14 protein-coding genes are annotated in these 16,537 nt (G+C 46.7%); all 14 read right to left on the reverse strand.

Going from position 1 to position 16,537, the window contains the following annotated elements; translation table 11 throughout:
• Positions 1 to 83: 83 nt before the first annotated feature.
• Positions 84 to 770 carry a 2,3-diphosphoglycerate-dependent phosphoglycerate mutase gene (gene gpmA / locus K2I50_RS00260; RefSeq protein ID WP_301024252.1) on the reverse strand — a complete coding sequence of 229 codons (687 nt, stop codon included), beginning with the start codon at positions 768 to 770 and terminating at the stop codon, positions 84 to 86.
• 36 nt (positions 771 to 806) lie between these two features.
• Complete coding sequence (locus K2I50_RS00265) at positions 807 to 1,769, reverse strand: urea transporter (protein ID WP_301024253.1); 963 nt, start codon at positions 1,767 to 1,769, stop codon at positions 807 to 809.
• Positions 1,770 to 1,987: 218 nt separating this feature from the next.
• Entirely contained in the window at positions 1,988 to 2,932 is a 945-nt protein-coding gene (locus tag K2I50_RS00270; RefSeq protein WP_301024254.1) for an urease accessory protein UreD, read from the reverse strand.
• Positions 2,933 to 2,964: 32 nt separating this feature from the next.
• Positions 2,965 to 3,594, reverse strand: a complete 630-nt coding sequence (ureG, locus tag K2I50_RS00275) for an urease accessory protein UreG (protein WP_301024255.1) — start codon at positions 3,592 to 3,594, stop codon at positions 2,965 to 2,967.
• A gap of 55 nt (positions 3,595 to 3,649) precedes the next feature.
• A complete protein-coding gene (locus K2I50_RS00280; RefSeq protein WP_301024256.1) occupies positions 3,650 to 4,333 on the reverse strand; it encodes an urease accessory protein UreF in 684 nt (227 codons plus the stop codon).
• A gap of 16 nt (positions 4,334 to 4,349) precedes the next feature.
• Complete coding sequence (locus K2I50_RS00285; protein WP_301024257.1) at positions 4,350 to 5,000, reverse strand: urease accessory protein UreE; 651 nt, start codon at positions 4,998 to 5,000, stop codon at positions 4,350 to 4,352.
• Between the two features lie 111 nt (positions 5,001 to 5,111).
• Positions 5,112 to 6,830, reverse strand: a complete 1,719-nt coding sequence (locus tag K2I50_RS00290) for an urease subunit alpha (RefSeq protein ID WP_301024258.1) — start codon at positions 6,828 to 6,830, stop codon at positions 5,112 to 5,114.
• A 5-nt stretch (positions 6,831 to 6,835) separates the two neighbouring features.
• Positions 6,836 to 7,447, reverse strand: coding sequence for an urease subunit beta (locus tag K2I50_RS00295; RefSeq protein ID WP_301024259.1), 612 nt, complete (start codon positions 7,445 to 7,447; stop codon positions 6,836 to 6,838).
• Between the two features lie 25 nt (positions 7,448 to 7,472).
• Positions 7,473 to 7,775: an urease subunit gamma gene (locus K2I50_RS00300; protein ID WP_068960118.1), complete on the reverse strand. Its 303-nt coding sequence runs from the start codon at positions 7,773 to 7,775 to the stop codon at positions 7,473 to 7,475.
• A gap of 147 nt (positions 7,776 to 7,922) precedes the next feature.
• Positions 7,923 to 8,606, reverse strand: a complete 684-nt coding sequence (locus K2I50_RS00305; RefSeq protein ID WP_301024260.1) for a DUF4136 domain-containing protein — start codon at positions 8,604 to 8,606, stop codon at positions 7,923 to 7,925.
• Positions 8,607 to 8,802: 196 nt separating this feature from the next.
• Positions 8,803 to 9,381: a hypothetical protein gene (locus tag K2I50_RS00310; RefSeq protein ID WP_301024261.1), complete on the reverse strand. Its 579-nt coding sequence runs from the start codon at positions 9,379 to 9,381 to the stop codon at positions 8,803 to 8,805.
• Between the two features lie 56 nt (positions 9,382 to 9,437).
• Positions 9,438 to 10,100: an AHH domain-containing protein gene (locus tag K2I50_RS00315; protein ID WP_301024262.1), complete on the reverse strand. Its 663-nt coding sequence runs from the start codon at positions 10,098 to 10,100 to the stop codon at positions 9,438 to 9,440.
• A complete protein-coding gene (locus tag K2I50_RS00320) occupies positions 10,027 to 15,522 on the reverse strand; it encodes an RHS repeat-associated core domain-containing protein (RefSeq protein ID WP_301024263.1) in 5,496 nt (1,831 codons plus the stop codon). The genes K2I50_RS00315 and K2I50_RS00320 overlap by 74 nt, the downstream gene beginning before the upstream one ends.
• A 30-nt stretch (positions 15,523 to 15,552) precedes the next feature.
• Positions 15,553 to 15,981: a hypothetical protein gene (locus tag K2I50_RS00325; RefSeq protein ID WP_301024264.1), complete on the reverse strand. Its 429-nt coding sequence runs from the start codon at positions 15,979 to 15,981 to the stop codon at positions 15,553 to 15,555.
• Positions 15,982 to 16,537: the final 556 nt, after the last annotated feature.

Below are 16,537 nucleotides of genomic sequence, written 5' to 3' on the forward strand. Positions count from 1 at the left end.
TCCTTCGTCACATGTCGAAAATCGTCTCAAGCTATACGACCCTGGCGGCAACATTTATTATTAAACAAGCTCTAATATTGATTTTACAGATAGTACTCCTTGATTACCGACAGTTTGTCGTCAAGTTCGAATACCCAAGGTTTTCCTGTCGGGATTTCGACATCTACGATTTCGTTGTCGTCGAGGTGGAGCAGCATTTTGGCCAGTGCACGCAGGCTGTTGCCATGTGCGGCCACGAGTACAGTGTCGTACAGGTTGAGTTTAGGCTCGATTATTTCCGACCAGCAGGGTGCCACACGTTTGATGGTGTCGGCGAGCGATTCGGTAAGCGGCAGCTCCTCAAACGCCAGCCCGTCGTAGCGCGGATCGTTGCCGGGATAGCGCGGGTCCTCGATGTCGAGCGCTGGAGGCGCCACGTCGAGACTGCGTCGCCATATGTGCACCTGCTCGTCGCCATATTCCTTGGCGGTATCCGCCTTGTTGAGTCCCTGCAGGGCACCGTAGTGGCGCTCGTTGAGATGCCAGTCCTTTATCACCGGTATCCAGCAGCGGTCCATGGCTGTGGCGACTATGTCGAGGGTGTGTATGGCGCGTTTCAGATAGGAGGTGAAGTAGTAGTTGGGCAGTATGCCGGCCGCGAGTAGCTTCTCGCCCGCTTCACGGGCCTCCCGGCGACCGTTGTCGCTAAGGTCGACATCGGTCCAGCCGGTGAATCTGTTTTCCAGATTCCATTGGCTTTGGCCGTGCCTCAGAAGAATAAGACGTTTCATAGGTTTGTGTGTGTGTTTTGTGTGTGCGGGCCTTACCTACTTATTAAGTTTGTACATCGGCAACATGAATATCCATGTAGCGATACAGAACGGAGCTGTCAGTGTGGCCAGTCCTACGGGCTGGAGCAGGATATCCATTCCGAACTGTACGAATACAGTGAACACCACTGCCGACAGTGAGTAGAAGAATGATTTCACCCCTGGCTTATAGAATGTGCATCCGACGGCTATGCCTGTAAGTACCGGAGAGAATCCGTACAGACCCTCTGTTATGTCGGAGTGGGAGGCTCCGAAGAATATCACCATAAACAGGGCCACCGCAGCGCTCAGCATAGCCCAGAAAGCGGCCCAGCGGCTGCAAAGCGCCAGCCCGACAATGAAGAATATGCCTGTAATCCACGAGTTCACCAGGAACACCTGGGATATGCCTTTGAGCCAGTAGACAACGAGGTCGGTGAAGGTGTACTGAAGGTCGCCCGAGGTGATTTCCGTCGGCAGCGAGGCTACGGCTTCACCTACAGGGGTGAGATGTGCCATGTTGCGTGCCGACAGCAGTATGAGCCATGATATGAGGATAAACGGGAATGTGTAGGATGTGGTCTTGAACGGTGCGAACACATTGTTGAGACCGCGGCGCGCCACTACGGTAAGTGCCGAGCCTATGATCATTACTATCCACGACCATATGTTGTTGTCGAGGAACGTGAATACCGCACAGCCCACAAGTATGCCGTTGAATCCCCACAGTCCCTGGTCGCCATCGGTCTTTGACTCGAATATGTAGCCAGTGGCTGTCGATACGATAAGTCCGGCGAGTGCGCCCCATGCCACTACCGGCATGCGTTCGCCATACGGCGCTTCGAGATAGCATCCGGCGAATATGCCGATGATGATGAGCAGTCCGGTCCAGGCACTGCCCTGAAACATTACTTGTCCGGCGCCTTTGAGAGTCCCGCTCACATAAGTGGCGAAGCTCCGGTTGTTAGATTGAGTAGACATATGTTATATAAGCTCTAAGAGAATGTTTGGATTTGGCATATGTTAAGATTTAGAGAGAATTTCCTAGAATGTTTTGAGATTGAATGAAGGAATTATGGGGATTCATAATGACTGAATGAAAGCTCGGAACAGTCAGGAAAGACCTCTGAAGATTTCATAAAGTTAAATTCAAACATTCTCTAAAATTATAGGTCGTGTCTTGAAAGCGCCATGTCGGGTTATCGCCATGGAAAGTCGGGGAGCAGGGGATACCCCTTTACACTCATCCTTACCGTGGATGCGAATGTTCTTACGGCTTTTTTTACAGGCTCGGTCTCCATGCCCATCACCTTGAGGAGCAGCCCGGCATTGTTGGGCAGGCGTGTTATGCCTATGGCGAGGTCGCCGTTGTCGCGAAATCCGGCTTCGGTGGCCTTGTATATCTCCTCGGCCTTGTCGGGGGGAGTGAGCACTATCACGTTGGCAAACATCTGATAGCGTCCCATGATTCCGAGCATCGAAGGGTCCTGGGCTTTGGGCTCGATTACGAATTTCTCGCGGAAAAGCCGTTCTCCCTCCGGACGCCTGGCCTCGCATGTCACCGAGATTATATCGTAGTCGAATATTTCAGGCTCGTCGCGGTGCTTTCGTCCGCAGGAGAATATCTCGCTGTAGAATAGGGTGGCCGTGGGCGCGCAGGTAATATCGGTTAGAGTCACGTATCGTGCCGTGCGGCATGGGATGGTCGGCTCGGGCATGAATTCCAGATAGGAATCATCCTCGAGCACAATATTCTGGCATAGAGCCGAGAAGTTGTCGTTCATCTCGGCTATCTTTGTCGCGGCTCCGGTGGTGACATGGGCTATTGAGCCTTTGCGCATCACGATTTCCTGCTCGTAGCGGTCGCCGTCGACATTAGGGCCTCCTGACGACAGGATGTATACCACAGGCATGGCAGGCATCCCTTCGTCGCAGTACAGCTCCTGCTGTACAATCAGCGGAGCCATGCGCTGGAGGTCGCGCATTATACTTTTGCCCGACTTGTCGAGCTCGAATCCCAGACGCAGGTATCCCACCTTGCCCGGCGCGCCGATATACATGGCGCGCGTAGGGTGGTTGTATGGCTGCATCTCGCGCGTGGCTGTCACGCGCTGCATTTCTTTGCTGTTGATTACATCTTTCATAATGCTACAGTCGGGCAATCGGTTGTACAAAGTTACTTGTTTTGGCCCGGATGGTCAAAGAGCGCCATGGCCTTTATCAGGCTCACGAGTTCGTCGATGCCTTCGCCGGTCATGCAGTTGGTAAATACAAACGGCTTGCCGGGACGCATCAGTTTCGAGTCGTGGTCCATCACTTCGAGCGAGGCGTGCACGTAGGGTGCGAGGTCGGTCTTGTTGATTACGAGTATGTCGCTCTGCGATATACCGGGGCCGTCCTTGCGCGGAATCTTGTCGCCGGCGGCCACGTCGATTACGTAGATGAAGAAGTCGACGAGCGCAGGCGAGAAAGTGAGTGTGAGGTTGTCGCCACCGCTTTCGATAAACACGATGTCGGTGTCGGGAAATTTGGCTTCCATCTCCTCGACGGCGGCTATGTTCATCGACGGGTCCTCGCGCACGGCTGTGTGGGGGCATGCGCCGGTCTCTACACCGATGATGCGGTCTTCGATAAGCACACCTTTGAGCATGCGCCTTACATGTTTGGCATCCTCTGTGGTGACGATGTCGTTGGTGATAATCAATACTTTGAAACCCTCTTTTACAAGAGTCGGAGTGATGGCTTCAATCAGGGCGGTCTTGCCGGATCCTACCGGTCCGCCTACTCCTATGCGGCAGGTTGACATTATATTTGAATTTTGGAGAATAAGTTGTCGTTATTAATACGGTTGCCGAGCGTGTTTAGTTCATGAACATGCGCATCTCGCCCTTTTCATGCAGCGATGCCATAAGGTCGATGCCCGGCACGAAAGCCCTCATGTCATCGTATCCCAGAGAGCGGATAGCCTCGTAGTCTTTTTCGAGTACCGGTGCGAGGTCGTAGAGTATCTTCTGTGTGTCGTAGTGCGATACCCTCACACATCGCAATGCCGCGCCGAGTATCATGTTGGCCACTCCGAATGCCTGCGATGTAAACATGTCGGTTTCGGATATGCCTGCGGCATGCATCACCACGGCCTGTACTATGGGGTATGTGCCGTGGATGTCGCCTGAGTTGATGTCGGCGAGCATCCGCTCTACCAGTGGCGACGGAGCTACGTGTATGGCAAGTTCGGCGAGTTTCTTGCCCATGCGCAGCACCATCTGTCGCGCCTCGTCGTTCATCTTGCATAGTATCACCTCGCTGTCGGCGCGCTTTATGTCATCGTAATCTCCGCGTTGGGCGGCACGATAGGCATGCAGCGAGGCTATGCCGTCGGAGTATATGCTCTGGATTGTGGCGGCGCGTACATATGCGGCAAGAGTCGCGGCGTCGTGCACGATATGTTCGTGACTTGCTGTCTCGAGTCCGTTTGAAAATGAGAAGTTGCCTACAGGAAACTGTGAGTCGCTCATCTCAAGCAGGCGCATTGTGGCGGTAATCATAGGCATGGGCGTTGTTTTAGTGGGTATGGAAGGTATGTCCTCCGTCGTGGCTGTGGGGCACTGCATGTCCGTCGTGGCCGTGGGCGTCGGTGGTGATGCCCGGGGTATGGTCGTGTACGTGGGCATGACTCTCCTGTGATGTTCCTCCGAATAGGTTGCGTATCTCGTGAGGAGCGAGATAGGGTATTACGGCCGAGCCTTCCTCGAAGGTGTAGGTTACGCCCGGTATGGCGTGGGTGTCCATGACCGATTTCATTACCTTGCGGTCGACTGTCAGGGGCACATATACTTTGGTGCCTTTTATCACTGCGGGCCAGTGCTGGTTGCCGATGGCGTGGCCGAGTTCGATACAGGTCTGGATTATACGGAGCTTGTCGAGCTTCTCGATTTCCGACAGGTCAATCACGAATACCGGATTGAGCTCGATGGCAGCCACAAGTGCCCGGCGGTTCTCGTTGTCGATTTCGAGTATGTCGCCCTCGATGAGCTGATGGTTGCGCTTAAGGGCCACTGCACACTGGGTGCCTTTGTCGCCGGTGACTATGAAACGGCTTTTCTGAGCAGTCCACTGGTCGAGATGCAGATATTCTATATCGTAACCGTCGATTTTTGCGGCAAGGTCCTTGTCGGCATGTGTGTTTCCGATTACTTCGCTGAAAATCTTCATAGTGTGAGGGGTATATGTTTTTTTACGTATAGGAAAAAAACGGTGCCGGAGTCTCCGGGGTTGCGGAGCCCGGCACCGTGTGTTAGTGTCAGTTATTGATGGCAGATGTCGTCAGCTGAACCAGTAGAGCTGGGCCAGAGGCAGTACAGGTGCCGGTGGCACGTAGGCGAGCTCTCCGTCGACATATGCGTAGAATGTCTCGGGGTTGATTTCGATATGCGGCATGGCGGTGTTGCGTACCATGTCGGTCTTTGCGAGCTGACGTGTGCGGGTCACACCGTAGCACTGTCGTGTAAGACCGAGTTTCTCCGGTACTCCGGCCTCGATTGAAGCCTGCGACATGAAGTTGACGCATGTAGCTCCGATAGCCTTTCCTTCGGCGCCGAACATCTTGCGCATGTAGATAGGCTGCGGGGTAGGAAGTGATGCGTTGGGGTCGCCCATCTGTGCCCAGTTGATGAATCCGCCCTTGATGACCATCTTGGGCTTTGTGCCGAAGAAGGCAGGTTCCCAAAGCACGAGGTCGGCCATCTTTCCGGGAGCTATTGAGCCGAGTATGTCGCTGATACCGTAGCAGATGGCGGGGTTGAGGGTAATCTTGGCGAGATAACGGAGCACACGGAAGTTGTCGTTTTCGTCGCTGTCCTCGCGCAGTTTGCCTCGTACCGACTTCATGTAGCTGGCCATCTGGAATGTACGCATGAACGATTCGCCCACACGTCCCATTGCCTGGCTGTCGGAACTTACCATCGACAGGATACCCAGGTCGTGGAATATATTTTCGGCCGACTGTGTCTCGGGACGCACACGGCTCTCGGCGAATGCCACGTCGCTCGGGATGTTGGGGTTAAGGTTGTGGCATACCATAATCATGTCAAACAGCTCTGCCTTTGAGTTGATGCCGAAAGGCAGTGTGGGGTTGGTCGATGACGGGAGTACGTTGGCCAGAGATGCCACTTTAAGGAGGTCGGGAGCATGGCCGCCGCCGGCGCCTTCGGTATGGTATGTATGGATTGTACGTCCGTCAAGAGCCGCGATTGTGTCTTCTACAAATCCGCTCTCGTTGAGAGTATCGGTGTGTATGGCTACCTGTACGTCCATGCGGTCGGCGCAGTCAAGGCATGCGCGTATGGCGGCAGGAGTGGCGCCCCAGTCTTCATGGATTTTGAATCCGCAGGCTCCGGCGAGAATCTGTTCCTCAAGGGTAGCGTTGACCGAGGAGTTGCCCTTGGCGAGAGTACCGTAGTTGATAGGAATTGACTCATAGGATTCAAGCATCTTGTGGATGTTCCATACACCGGAAGTAATCGTGGTGCCGTTGGTGCCGTCGGTCGGGCCGATACCGCCTCCGATAAGAGTGGTTATGCCGTTTGACAGACAGTGATATGCCTGTTGTGGATCCACATGGTGTACGTGGCCGTCGATACCGGCTGCTGTAAGGATAAGATGTTCGCCCGAGATGGCGTCGGTCGACGGACCGGTGACCAGCGTAGGTGTCACTCCGTCCATCACATCCGGATTGCCTGCCTTGCCTATGCCTGCGATTTTGCCATCCTTTATGCCCACGTCGGCCTTGATTACGCCGAGCAGCGGGTCGATGATGGTGACGTTGGTGATGACAAGGTCGAGCGAACCTTCTGATGTTGTATAGCGGTTGGCAAGGCCCATGCCGTCGCGCAGAGTCTTACCGCCACCATATACTACCTCGTCGCCGTAGGTGCGGAGGTCCTTTTCTATCTGTACATACAGGTCGGTGTTGCCCAGACGTATCTTATCGCCTGTGGTCGGGCCGAACAGCATGTTATTCTGTTGTCTTGATATAGTAGCCATAGTGCTTATGATTCTTTAGTGGTAAACTCTGCGTCGGCTTCGTCCTCGCTTACATCCTTGAAGCCGTATTCTTCCATCTTGCGGAAGGCTCTCATCTTTGTAGGATAGTATGTCGGGGTGTCCTGTCCGCCGGCGTATCCGTTGGCAAGGTCGTTGAATCCCCATATACGCTGCTTGCCTCCAAAACTTACAAGCTCTACCTCTTTTTCTTCGCCCGGCTCGAAACGTATAGCCGTCGTTGCGGGGATGTTGAGGTGGTAGCCGAAGGATTTCTTGCGGTCAAACTCCATGTAGCGGTTTACTTCGAAGAAGTGGAAGTGACTGCCAATCTGCACGGGGCGGTCGCCGGTGTTGCGTACCTTGAGTCTTACCGTATAGCGGTTGGTATTGTATTCGATAGGCTCGGATGCAAGTATCACTCCGCCTACCGGCACGTAGTCCTTGGGCGTGAAGCCGGGAGTGGCCGGTGTATAGATAGGGGGCACTCCGTTGTATACTTCAGTCGGTGTGTTGACTGATTTCGGAGGATTCTGCTTGCTGTATCCGTCAATGTTTACGGGAGGATTGCCCGGAGCCTGCTGATCGGTAGCTGGCTTTTTTGTATTGTCGGTTGCCATGATTGTTTCGCTTTTTTAGGTTTGGTTACTTGATAGGATGGTGTATGCTCACCAGTCGCGAGCCGTCGGTAAACACGGCTTCGACCTGGAGCAGCGAAATCATGTCGGCCACTCCCTCCATAACATCATCTTTGGTAAGAACTGAAGCGGCGAGTGTCATTACTTCCTCAACGGTTTTTCCTGCTCTGGCTTCTTCCAGAGCTGCCGACGTGATGTATGCCACAGCCTCGGGATAGTTCAGCTTAAGTCCGCGGTTTTTGCGGCGTTCAGCTATGATACCGAGATTGAGCAGCATAAGTTTGTCGATTTCTTTCGGTGTAAGATGCATAGTTCAATGTGGTTATAAGTTCTATGATAATAAACACTTGCCAAAATAAAAAGTTAGGAAATTTTCCGAAAATATATGTTAATGCACGGCGAGCCTATGCCGGTCAGGTTACTGATTCAGGTCAGTGCGTGAACTTCGGTTCACGGCTCAGTGCATACCGCGATACCGTGGTTCAATCTCTACGGGGAAGCGCGAGAATAGTTTGTCCACGGCCTCGGCGATAGAGCTGAGGTTGCGGTACTGCGAGTTGCCCGAGTCGATGATTGTCGCTACCGACGAAGAGTAGAGTGGAGTCATTGTGTCGATGTTTACCATATCCATGGTAAGCACTCCCTCTTTGTAGACCCCTGTCACTACCTGCATGTTGGCATATCGGGCGGAGTTCCAGTAGCGTTGGCGGGGATATATATAGTAGGGATAAAGTCCGTTGTAGTATGGGCCGGGCACTGCCGGGCCAAGTACTGGACCGGGTGGTGGCACTTGCGGTCCAAGACCCGGTCCGCGGGACGGTGGAGGTGGTAGTGCCGGTTCGGTAGTTACTTCTTTATGGATTGTCACGGCAAAGTTTATCAGCAGCGGAGAGGCATCGCTCTCTGTGTATCCTCTCTCAAGCATCTGCTCGCGTATGGCAGCGGCTATATTATAATATGTGACCATCTCCATCCCCGGGGGCAGTTTGCCCATTGACGGGTCAACAATACGGAAGGTCTTGTATTCCGACAGGTCGGCATTGTTGTAGGTCTCATTGTTGACGAGGACAAACTGCGCGCATCCGGCCACGAGCGTCGCGGCCATTATGCCTATTGATGCCAATAATGTGCGGTATCTCATATCTTAGGATTTGTTTTTAATCTAACATGCCTCGGCATGCAATTGTTTCAAAAACAGACCGGATGTTGTATGATTATATGCTGATAAATTTCTAATGACAGGAAAAGGAGCATCCCCGAAAGTCTGTGTATCCTGACTCCCGGGGATGCTCTCAGCTCTATTCGCCTTAGAGCTATCGTAAAGACGTTTTATAGTCTTACCAGATTTTGCCTTTGGGGAACGACAGGCATTTCCATATAGGCTTGCGAGGGTTGGAACATGCATAGCCTTTTTTCTGTAACTCCTCAGGAACTCCCGAACACTCGACCGGGTCAAATGCAATGCCTATATGCATCTTCTCCCGTTTGATAGCACGCCTTACCTCGTCGCTCATAAGAAAGGAGATATTATAGGAATCACTGTTGAAAATCGTCAGATTGCACACCTTATTATAGTCCAGCACCATACGTGCCGGATATTTTGACCGAGGCATAAAGATGGTCATCTTCTCGTTTCTGACATCACACCATCGAGTGAAATGAAGCAGATAGTATGTTCTGTCACCATATTCCTCACTCACCACCTTCACCGGATAATACTCAATAAGAGTCGAATCGGCAACATAGTGCTCAAACAGCTCCTTAAGGCGTGGAGACAAGAAATAGGCACACCCAACACTAAACATAAAATCGGCATATTTCCCATTTTTAAGCGTAAGAATCAACTTATCGATATTCTCTACCGGGACACCAGATCTCTCAATCGGGAAGGGCTGCCAATCTTTAGGTTTGCTCAAAATGCCGACTTTCTTAGACTCGTTGAAACTAACGTTATAATACAAATGTTTCATTGTTAACGGTTTTTAATATTAAAATACGGATTCATCGGATTATTTCTAATATTTGTATATGGATTTATCGAATGTCGGGGCATGACAGGTTCATATAGTCTAATGTCCCTATTCATTATATTAATACTCGGGTGTTCTATCTTAATCGGAACTTTAGCATACGGCAATCTCGGATACTTATACAGCACATCTCTAATTCGCGCATTGAACTCCTTTAAGAATACTTCTTTCGAGGAACCTGCGATTTTCTCAATTTCCAATAAAGTATCCAATAGCCATTTGCGATAATTATTAGTATGTGCTCCTCTATGATGCACCAAGTCTATTTTATTCCAGTCTCCGTCAAGGTCCAAGCCATACTTGTCTGTAATGTCTCGATATACATCTGACATACTATTATTATGTGGTATTATATGATGCCGTTGCGTATCGGCATGTCCGGTCCAAAAATTCATTTTTCTGGTTGACGCTTGAATACCATTTATTGTACCTCCTATTACACCGGAAATTGCAGCACCAATCAGCAATTCATCCCATGAGAGCTGTGGATCTCCAAAATATGCAGAATTCCACAGGCTTTCAAACGCACCACTAATAACACCGGACGAAAAACCACTTGCAAACCCCGCACAGAACCCCCCCGGCTCCTGCAACAGCAGCCCCACTGGCGCTCAGCATAGCAACACCACTAAACACCGCACCGCCACCAAGTCCACCAAGCGCTCCGGCACCGGCTCCAATACCGAATGCGACAATTCCGTCAGTAAAACTATGAATCTGTCCATTAGCAATCTTAATACCAAGATTACACACGCCACCAATGGCCGCTCCTATAATCATCGGCACGAACCAGACGACTTTTCCATCACGGTCGATATAGCTCAATGGATTATTGCGACAATAAACATAGCCGTTATAACTGAAGGGGTCAAGCGGATCAGGGCCGGCTTCGTCAGGGGAGAGGAAACGCTGAAACATGGGACAGTAAAGGCGTGCATTCATGTCAATCAACCCAAAATAGCGAAGATGCTCATGACCGACATAACCACGATTTATACCCCAGACATTATGCTCATTGCGAGGCAAACAAGAGTAATCATACTCATAATTGAACCGTCCCCACGCGTCGAACTTATTTTCATGAACCACATCGCCGGAAGCATCAACAAGGTGAGTTATCGTGCCGAGATGGTTTCTCACGACATAAAGCATTCCGATGGAATCACCCTGCTGCGTATAGACATGCGCCCATATGGCATCGGCCTCATAATAATCGCCTCCTACATAAAACTTCTCATATGTCTCCTTACTCTGTGGCTGCACCGTATTCCAACCATCCAAACTTTCCACAGTCCGTTCAAAGCAATTGCCAAGATAAACAGTGGAAGATATGGTATCACCGTTTTCGTTAGTCTGAACCAACATTTTCCTGTCAAGCATCCCATCGTATCTCCACTCGGCACGATAACCACCCACTGAGGCTGCGATAGGACGATGATAGGATGCATACTCTACGTTGAACTTCCGTAAATCACCCTCCGCTTCTGTCATACGATAAGGATTAGAGGAATCGCCATAGGTAAAATACGCCCAGTCACAAATGACCGTATTGTCATTGTCATCATATTGACTCATAGAATATCCATCAGCAGTCAACCGATTGAACTCGTCATAATATCCACAGATAGAACTATTTTTTATTTCATCTACCTGCGATATGATATTACCAGTCGCAGCATCCATCTCATACTTCACATCAGCAATCAAGTCGCCTTTTGTATTGGATATTTTATACCCTATGCAAGTGCCGCAAACATCATATCTATATTGATATGTCAACGGCCCGCGTTGCACGACAAGAGGTTGCCCCATCTCATTCTCGGACAGGAGTTTTGAGATTGAGACACCATTGCATTTCTTCTCTACCAAAGTCCCGTTGGAATACCCATAGCTCTCAACCACTTTGGATGTCGGAGTGGAAATTACCACAGAATCCAAACGATTTAATTCGGAAGTATAATAGAATTTCTTTCTCAAATACACATCGCTATTCAACGTGCTTTCCAAAATCTCATTTACGCGCCATATATTATCATAATTGATTGTATTTATCGCTACAGGATTGCTATATTGCATGGGTAGACCTTTATCAGACCAATAGCTTATTTTTACGGTCTGTTCGGGATAAACCGTTTTTATCGGGTCGCCAAAGGAATTGTAACTTCTTGTAATAATTCTACCACCAGCATCAGTGTCAGACACTACGTTGCCATCAGTATCATATTCATACTCTTTAACTCCAAAGTTTGGGTCAATAATTTTTATACATCTACCAAACTTATCATACTCATAACCATACGACACACTATTATAGACACTTGACAACGTCAGATTGCCTTGTACATCATAGCTATGCCGAACATGCTTCCCATTAACCGCCGACACAATCAATTTTCCGGTTTCATCATACAGTTGCGACGAAGTCTGCCCTTTTGATTGAGTGACAACTTCACGACCTTGATAAACGTACAAACTATTTGCACCGGAAGGATTCAATTCTTCCACCACTCGATCAAAAGCATCGTAACGATACAAAATCCAGTGCACTGGATTTGATTTATATGGATATGATTCCGCTATTTTCCTGCCAAACTCGTCATAGCCGTAATCAACAGCAAGAAAAGAGTTGTCAAATCGTTTTTCCTTATGACATAGCAACCGGCCTTTCACATCATAGTATTCAATCGTCATCCCTCCGTCCATATAGCGCTTAATCTCAGCATACAGACTTCCAGGAAACTCATTGTTCCAGACCCTCTCAACCGTATACCAGCCATCTAATGACTTATATTCGATACAATTTCCGAACCCATCATATTTGGATGTGGATATCCTTTGGTTTTCATCTATGAATGACGATAGATTTCCATATTTATCATATATCCGAGAAGCTCGTTGACCACGGGTATCTGTGTAACTGATTTCTTCTCCGAAGTCATTATATGAATATGTATCATGCACCCTCCCTTCGGTGATTGACCAATGCGTGCGACTGAGAATTTTTCCTTGTGGACTGAATACATAATTTATGGAATCACACGGTTCATTGTCAATGCTAATAACAGACAAAGTAGGATTCGGCCCGACAAAATTTGAATTAATCGTCTGTTCAAGACATTCCGATGTGCCGCGTTTCTTCCATCGGTTGATACTTGATATAGCATTCGGGAAATACAATTTATTCCGATTAAATCCCTCATATCCTATAATATAGTACTCGGATATTGTATCATTATACAAGATTTCACCACTAAAAATATTTCCATATTCCGAATCATATGTGAAATTACTCCGGACATTGACTCCGTTGGTCTTATCATATTCGTCAATATGAGCAAGATTTGCATGATAAAATACCGAACGAGGGGCCATACCGGCATACATATTCACCTTATAGTCATATGTTTTAGATGACTTATAATCACTCTCCTCTATTGGGACTCCAAACTTCAATGGATTAACGCGACGAATTTTCCGTCTACCGTTATTATCAACTGCCGACATCTGTCCAAAGCCACAAAATCCCAATCCCTGCCGATGTATTACACCGTCAGAAAAAGAATAACTCAGCCGTTGGTCCAATTTTCCCTCAACCCAAATTTCATCTTCGCCAATACTAACTAACGGTTGGTTCAATGATATATACGGGAACTGCATGTTCTCCTTAATCGTGGTATCATCTGATTGAGGGAGAGCATATATATACTTGGATTTATGAACAACACCATAGGACGAAACCACTTCTGTAAGTAAAAACTTGTCGATAGCCTTACATCCTAATGACAGTAGCCGGACCGTCCCATTTTTTATAATGGCCAACGAGGCCATCCCGTTCATAGAATTAGGAACAATTGGTATGACCGAGGAGCCTTTCTCAACGATAATATCATGGCTTTTGACGAATTTTTTCAGATTAGGTTGAGCAATTCTTGTTTTTACAATAGAATCATTCCATTGGATTATATCCGAATTGCCATCTCCATTCACATCGCAGAGAAACATTCCCCTCATACCACGCGATGAGCTAAAACTCACACTAATCGAATCATAACTAACCGAACCATCGCCTGTTGACAAATAAATATACCCCCAGTCATTACCTCTTTTTGATATAGATACATTATTGCCATCATTGCCATCATTTCCCCCTGGTATGAAATTTCCATAAGGATCATCAGCCCCTCTTGAATAGCGTGCAGTGTCTGGAACCGTATAAATATCCAAGAGTCCATCACCATTATAATCCCCCACCCAAATGCGAGATTTTCGTGATATTTTTGTATTTTTATAATGTTCAATACCTCGTTTCAACAAACAATAGGAATCATACTCACCTGTAGTCTGATAATTTATTATTTCATCCTTCCCATCACCATTTATATCCGATATTGCAACATAATTAAGACCAATCTCAGATCTATAAAGTAAGTCACCACCTCCACGCTTCGTAAAAACACTTATATTCTCAATCTTGGTAACATTAAAAATGAATGGAGAACCTTGATAAATTATCGTACCTGATTCAAGATCATAAATGACGACTTCTGTATTACGTCCAGAGTCATCAAATGGCTTATTTGCTGAAATAGAAATTACTTCAGTTTTACCATCACCATTAAAATCCCCTGGCAAAAACACTTTAGGATAAAGACTTACTCCCGCCGAGAATGGTCTATATAAAAAATTTGAGTAAAAAGTTTCAGACTTTATTTTCTTCAGTTCTCCATCATCTGTCAATTTATATATATCGAAATTTACATTTTCTTTTCCATCTACCCCCCAATTATGATTTATTTTTACAATGCAATCATATCCCTCACCGTATATATCCGCACCAAATATATCGACAAAACCTTGCCCCGCTTTAATAAGACGAACCGAAGGATTTGAAGAGTCAATTGATGGATATACACATATATCCATATCTTGAGGCATATCATTTATGAACCTATTTTTCTCGAATCTATATGTATCATATTCTTTATAAGATATGAGACTATTACCTAACGTCGATGAAAAACGCCCAGAGAAATATCTTATAGGTATCTCGTCGTTACTCTGAGGGTATATTCCGAATTGTCTGGTAGATTCATCAACCTCTACATCCGATAACCCATTATAGCCATATTTAAATTTTATAGGATTTACCTCTTTTCCGTCAAACCCTTGCAGATGTAGTTCTGAAAAAAAAACTCTCCCATCATATTCTTCATATTTCAAAGAATATTTATTTAATAGCACTCCTCCACGATATATCGAAATTCCATCTAAGATATTTCTATCATCTATAATAGCTCCACCGATACAATATTCAAAATGGCCTGAGCGCTTAATATATGCAAACTGTACACTACATCCGTTATAATCTATACTTTCCAACCGGGGAATAGCATTTTGAAAATATGTGTAATCATATCTAATCTTATTCCCAAAATAATCCTTTCGTTCCGATACCGGAAAACAAGAACGCTTGACCTCCGTGGATAGTCCTGCGGCATTATGCTCAGCGATAATTCCATTAGGATAATATACCACAAATCTTTTAATATCATCAGCTTGAAGATATCCCGTAACCAAAATATGACCGGTAACCGATTGATAATTTATTGTCGAGTCATTTCTTTGAATCTCTATCAGGCGCATTCCATCTAAGAACAATGCATCCTCCGAGTCCAAATTTATCCCTTTTACATTTCCGTCATAATATAGCGATGACGCCCCTCTTCTGATTGATGAAACACCTTGCAGACTCCATCCTCGCCCAAGACTACCATCTCCATTCTGACTATTGTAAGACAACGACAACTGCGGAGTCATCTCTATAACATATCCTTGCGGCAAAAGCAATGGTATATTATAAGTCTTTGCTCCACTTTGTGAAATATTCGAAGTAAATCCGATTTCTCCAACTTCATATGTTCTATTAACATATTCTGCAAAACCTTTTACATCAGCATTTTCTGTAGCATGACTTATGCTTATGTATAAGCATGAAACAATCAGCAAAATAAGACTCCGTATATTCATAACCTATCTATGTTATAGTCAGTATTATTATTAGTTCAACTCAACTTTCCAACTATTCGAATACTTGCCATCATTATAACTTATCACTACAATGCCCGTGGCACTGATATCGAATTGAACATTTTCTTCAATGTGTCGTTGCAAAAGTAAATTACCAACATAATCATACACACATAGCATTCCATCAATCCGATAATCATCGCTCTTAGACGTTAGAAAAAAAGTATTACTGCCCTCAATCCTATCCAATAAGACAGTAATCTCTTGAGATTCTTGTGATGGAACCCGTTGTCGGTTTTTCGGAGATTGATTATCTATAGATTTAATTGTCATTGAGACTAAATCTCCAGTCGAATTATATCCTATAATATAGGTATTATATTCCAACATATTAGCATCCGCTCTCAACTCTATAAAAGCCAAGAGCGCCCAAACAATAAGCACAAATCGGTATATCATGGTAAATCAGGTTAAATAACAATGCCGCAATTTAACTAAATTTAATTGTATCTGCAAAATTTCATCGTTATATTTTTTAGAGAGTGATGTCATCTTGACGTTTTGAATTTATAAAGTTACCTTTAGTCTCGTATATCCTGGCCGCTTTTCGCCCTGTTTCTGATTTAAGGAGTCGTTTAGGTGTGTTTTTTCTCATTACACTTAATACTCCTTATTGTATTTTGTATCTTTAGAGCTTGTTTAATAATAAATGTTGTCGACAGGGTCGTATAGCTTGAGTCGATTTTCGACATGTGACGAAGGATTGTACTGTATGTACATGACTGAGGAACAGGGCTAAAAGCGGCCAAGATATACGAAACAAGGGGTAGCTTTATAACCATTCAATCTCTTGCCTGCTTGTAAGATAAATGCAAAAATATATCAACTATATGAAACAAATTACCTCCCGGCGGTCATTCGCTGGCATATTTCCGCCCGCTCTTCGGTCGTTATGGAATCCCAGAACTCCCTCATCACAATCGAAAATCTGCTCGCCGACTGACCGCCCTGTCGG

This window comes from Muribaculum sp. (assembly GCF_029051885.1).
Classification (GTDB): Bacteria; Bacteroidota; Bacteroidia; order Bacteroidales; family Muribaculaceae; genus Muribaculum.

Bases quoted from the DNA above. Each gene is read 5' to 3' on its own strand.
- K2I50_RS00295 (WP_301024259.1), bottom strand. From the start codon at position 7,447: ATGGCAACCGACAATACAAAAAAGCCAGCTACCGATCAGCAGGCTCCG.
- ureG (WP_301024255.1), bottom strand. From the start codon at position 3,594: ATGTCAACCTGCCGCATAGGAGTAGGCGGACCGGTAGGATCCGGCAAG.
- K2I50_RS00305 (WP_301024260.1), bottom strand. From the start codon at position 8,606: ATGAGATACCGCACATTATTGGCATCAATAGGCATAATGGCCGCGACG.
- K2I50_RS00320 (WP_301024263.1), bottom strand. From the start codon at position 15,522: ATGAATATACGGAGTCTTATTTTGCTGATTGTTTCATGCTTATACATA.
- K2I50_RS00270 (WP_301024254.1), bottom strand. From the start codon at position 2,932: ATGAAAGATGTAATCAACAGCAAAGAAATGCAGCGCGTGACAGCCACG.
- K2I50_RS00285 (WP_301024257.1), bottom strand. From the start codon at position 5,000: ATGAAGATTTTCAGCGAAGTAATCGGAAACACACATGCCGACAAGGAC.
- K2I50_RS00300 (WP_068960118.1), bottom strand. From the start codon at position 7,775: ATGCATCTTACACCGAAAGAAATCGACAAACTTATGCTGCTCAATCTC.
- K2I50_RS00290 (WP_301024258.1), bottom strand. From the start codon at position 6,830: ATGGCTACTATATCAAGACAACAGAATAACATGCTGTTCGGCCCGACC.
- K2I50_RS00325 (WP_301024264.1), bottom strand. From the start codon at position 15,981: ATGATATACCGATTTGTGCTTATTGTTTGGGCGCTCTTGGCTTTTATA.
- K2I50_RS00280 (WP_301024256.1), bottom strand. From the start codon at position 4,333: ATGATTACCGCCACAATGCGCCTGCTTGAGATGAGCGACTCACAGTTT.
- K2I50_RS00265 (WP_301024253.1), bottom strand. From the start codon at position 1,769: ATGTCTACTCAATCTAACAACCGGAGCTTCGCCACTTATGTGAGCGGG.
- gpmA (WP_301024252.1), bottom strand. From the start codon at position 770: ATGAAACGTCTTATTCTTCTGAGGCACGGCCAAAGCCAATGGAATCTG.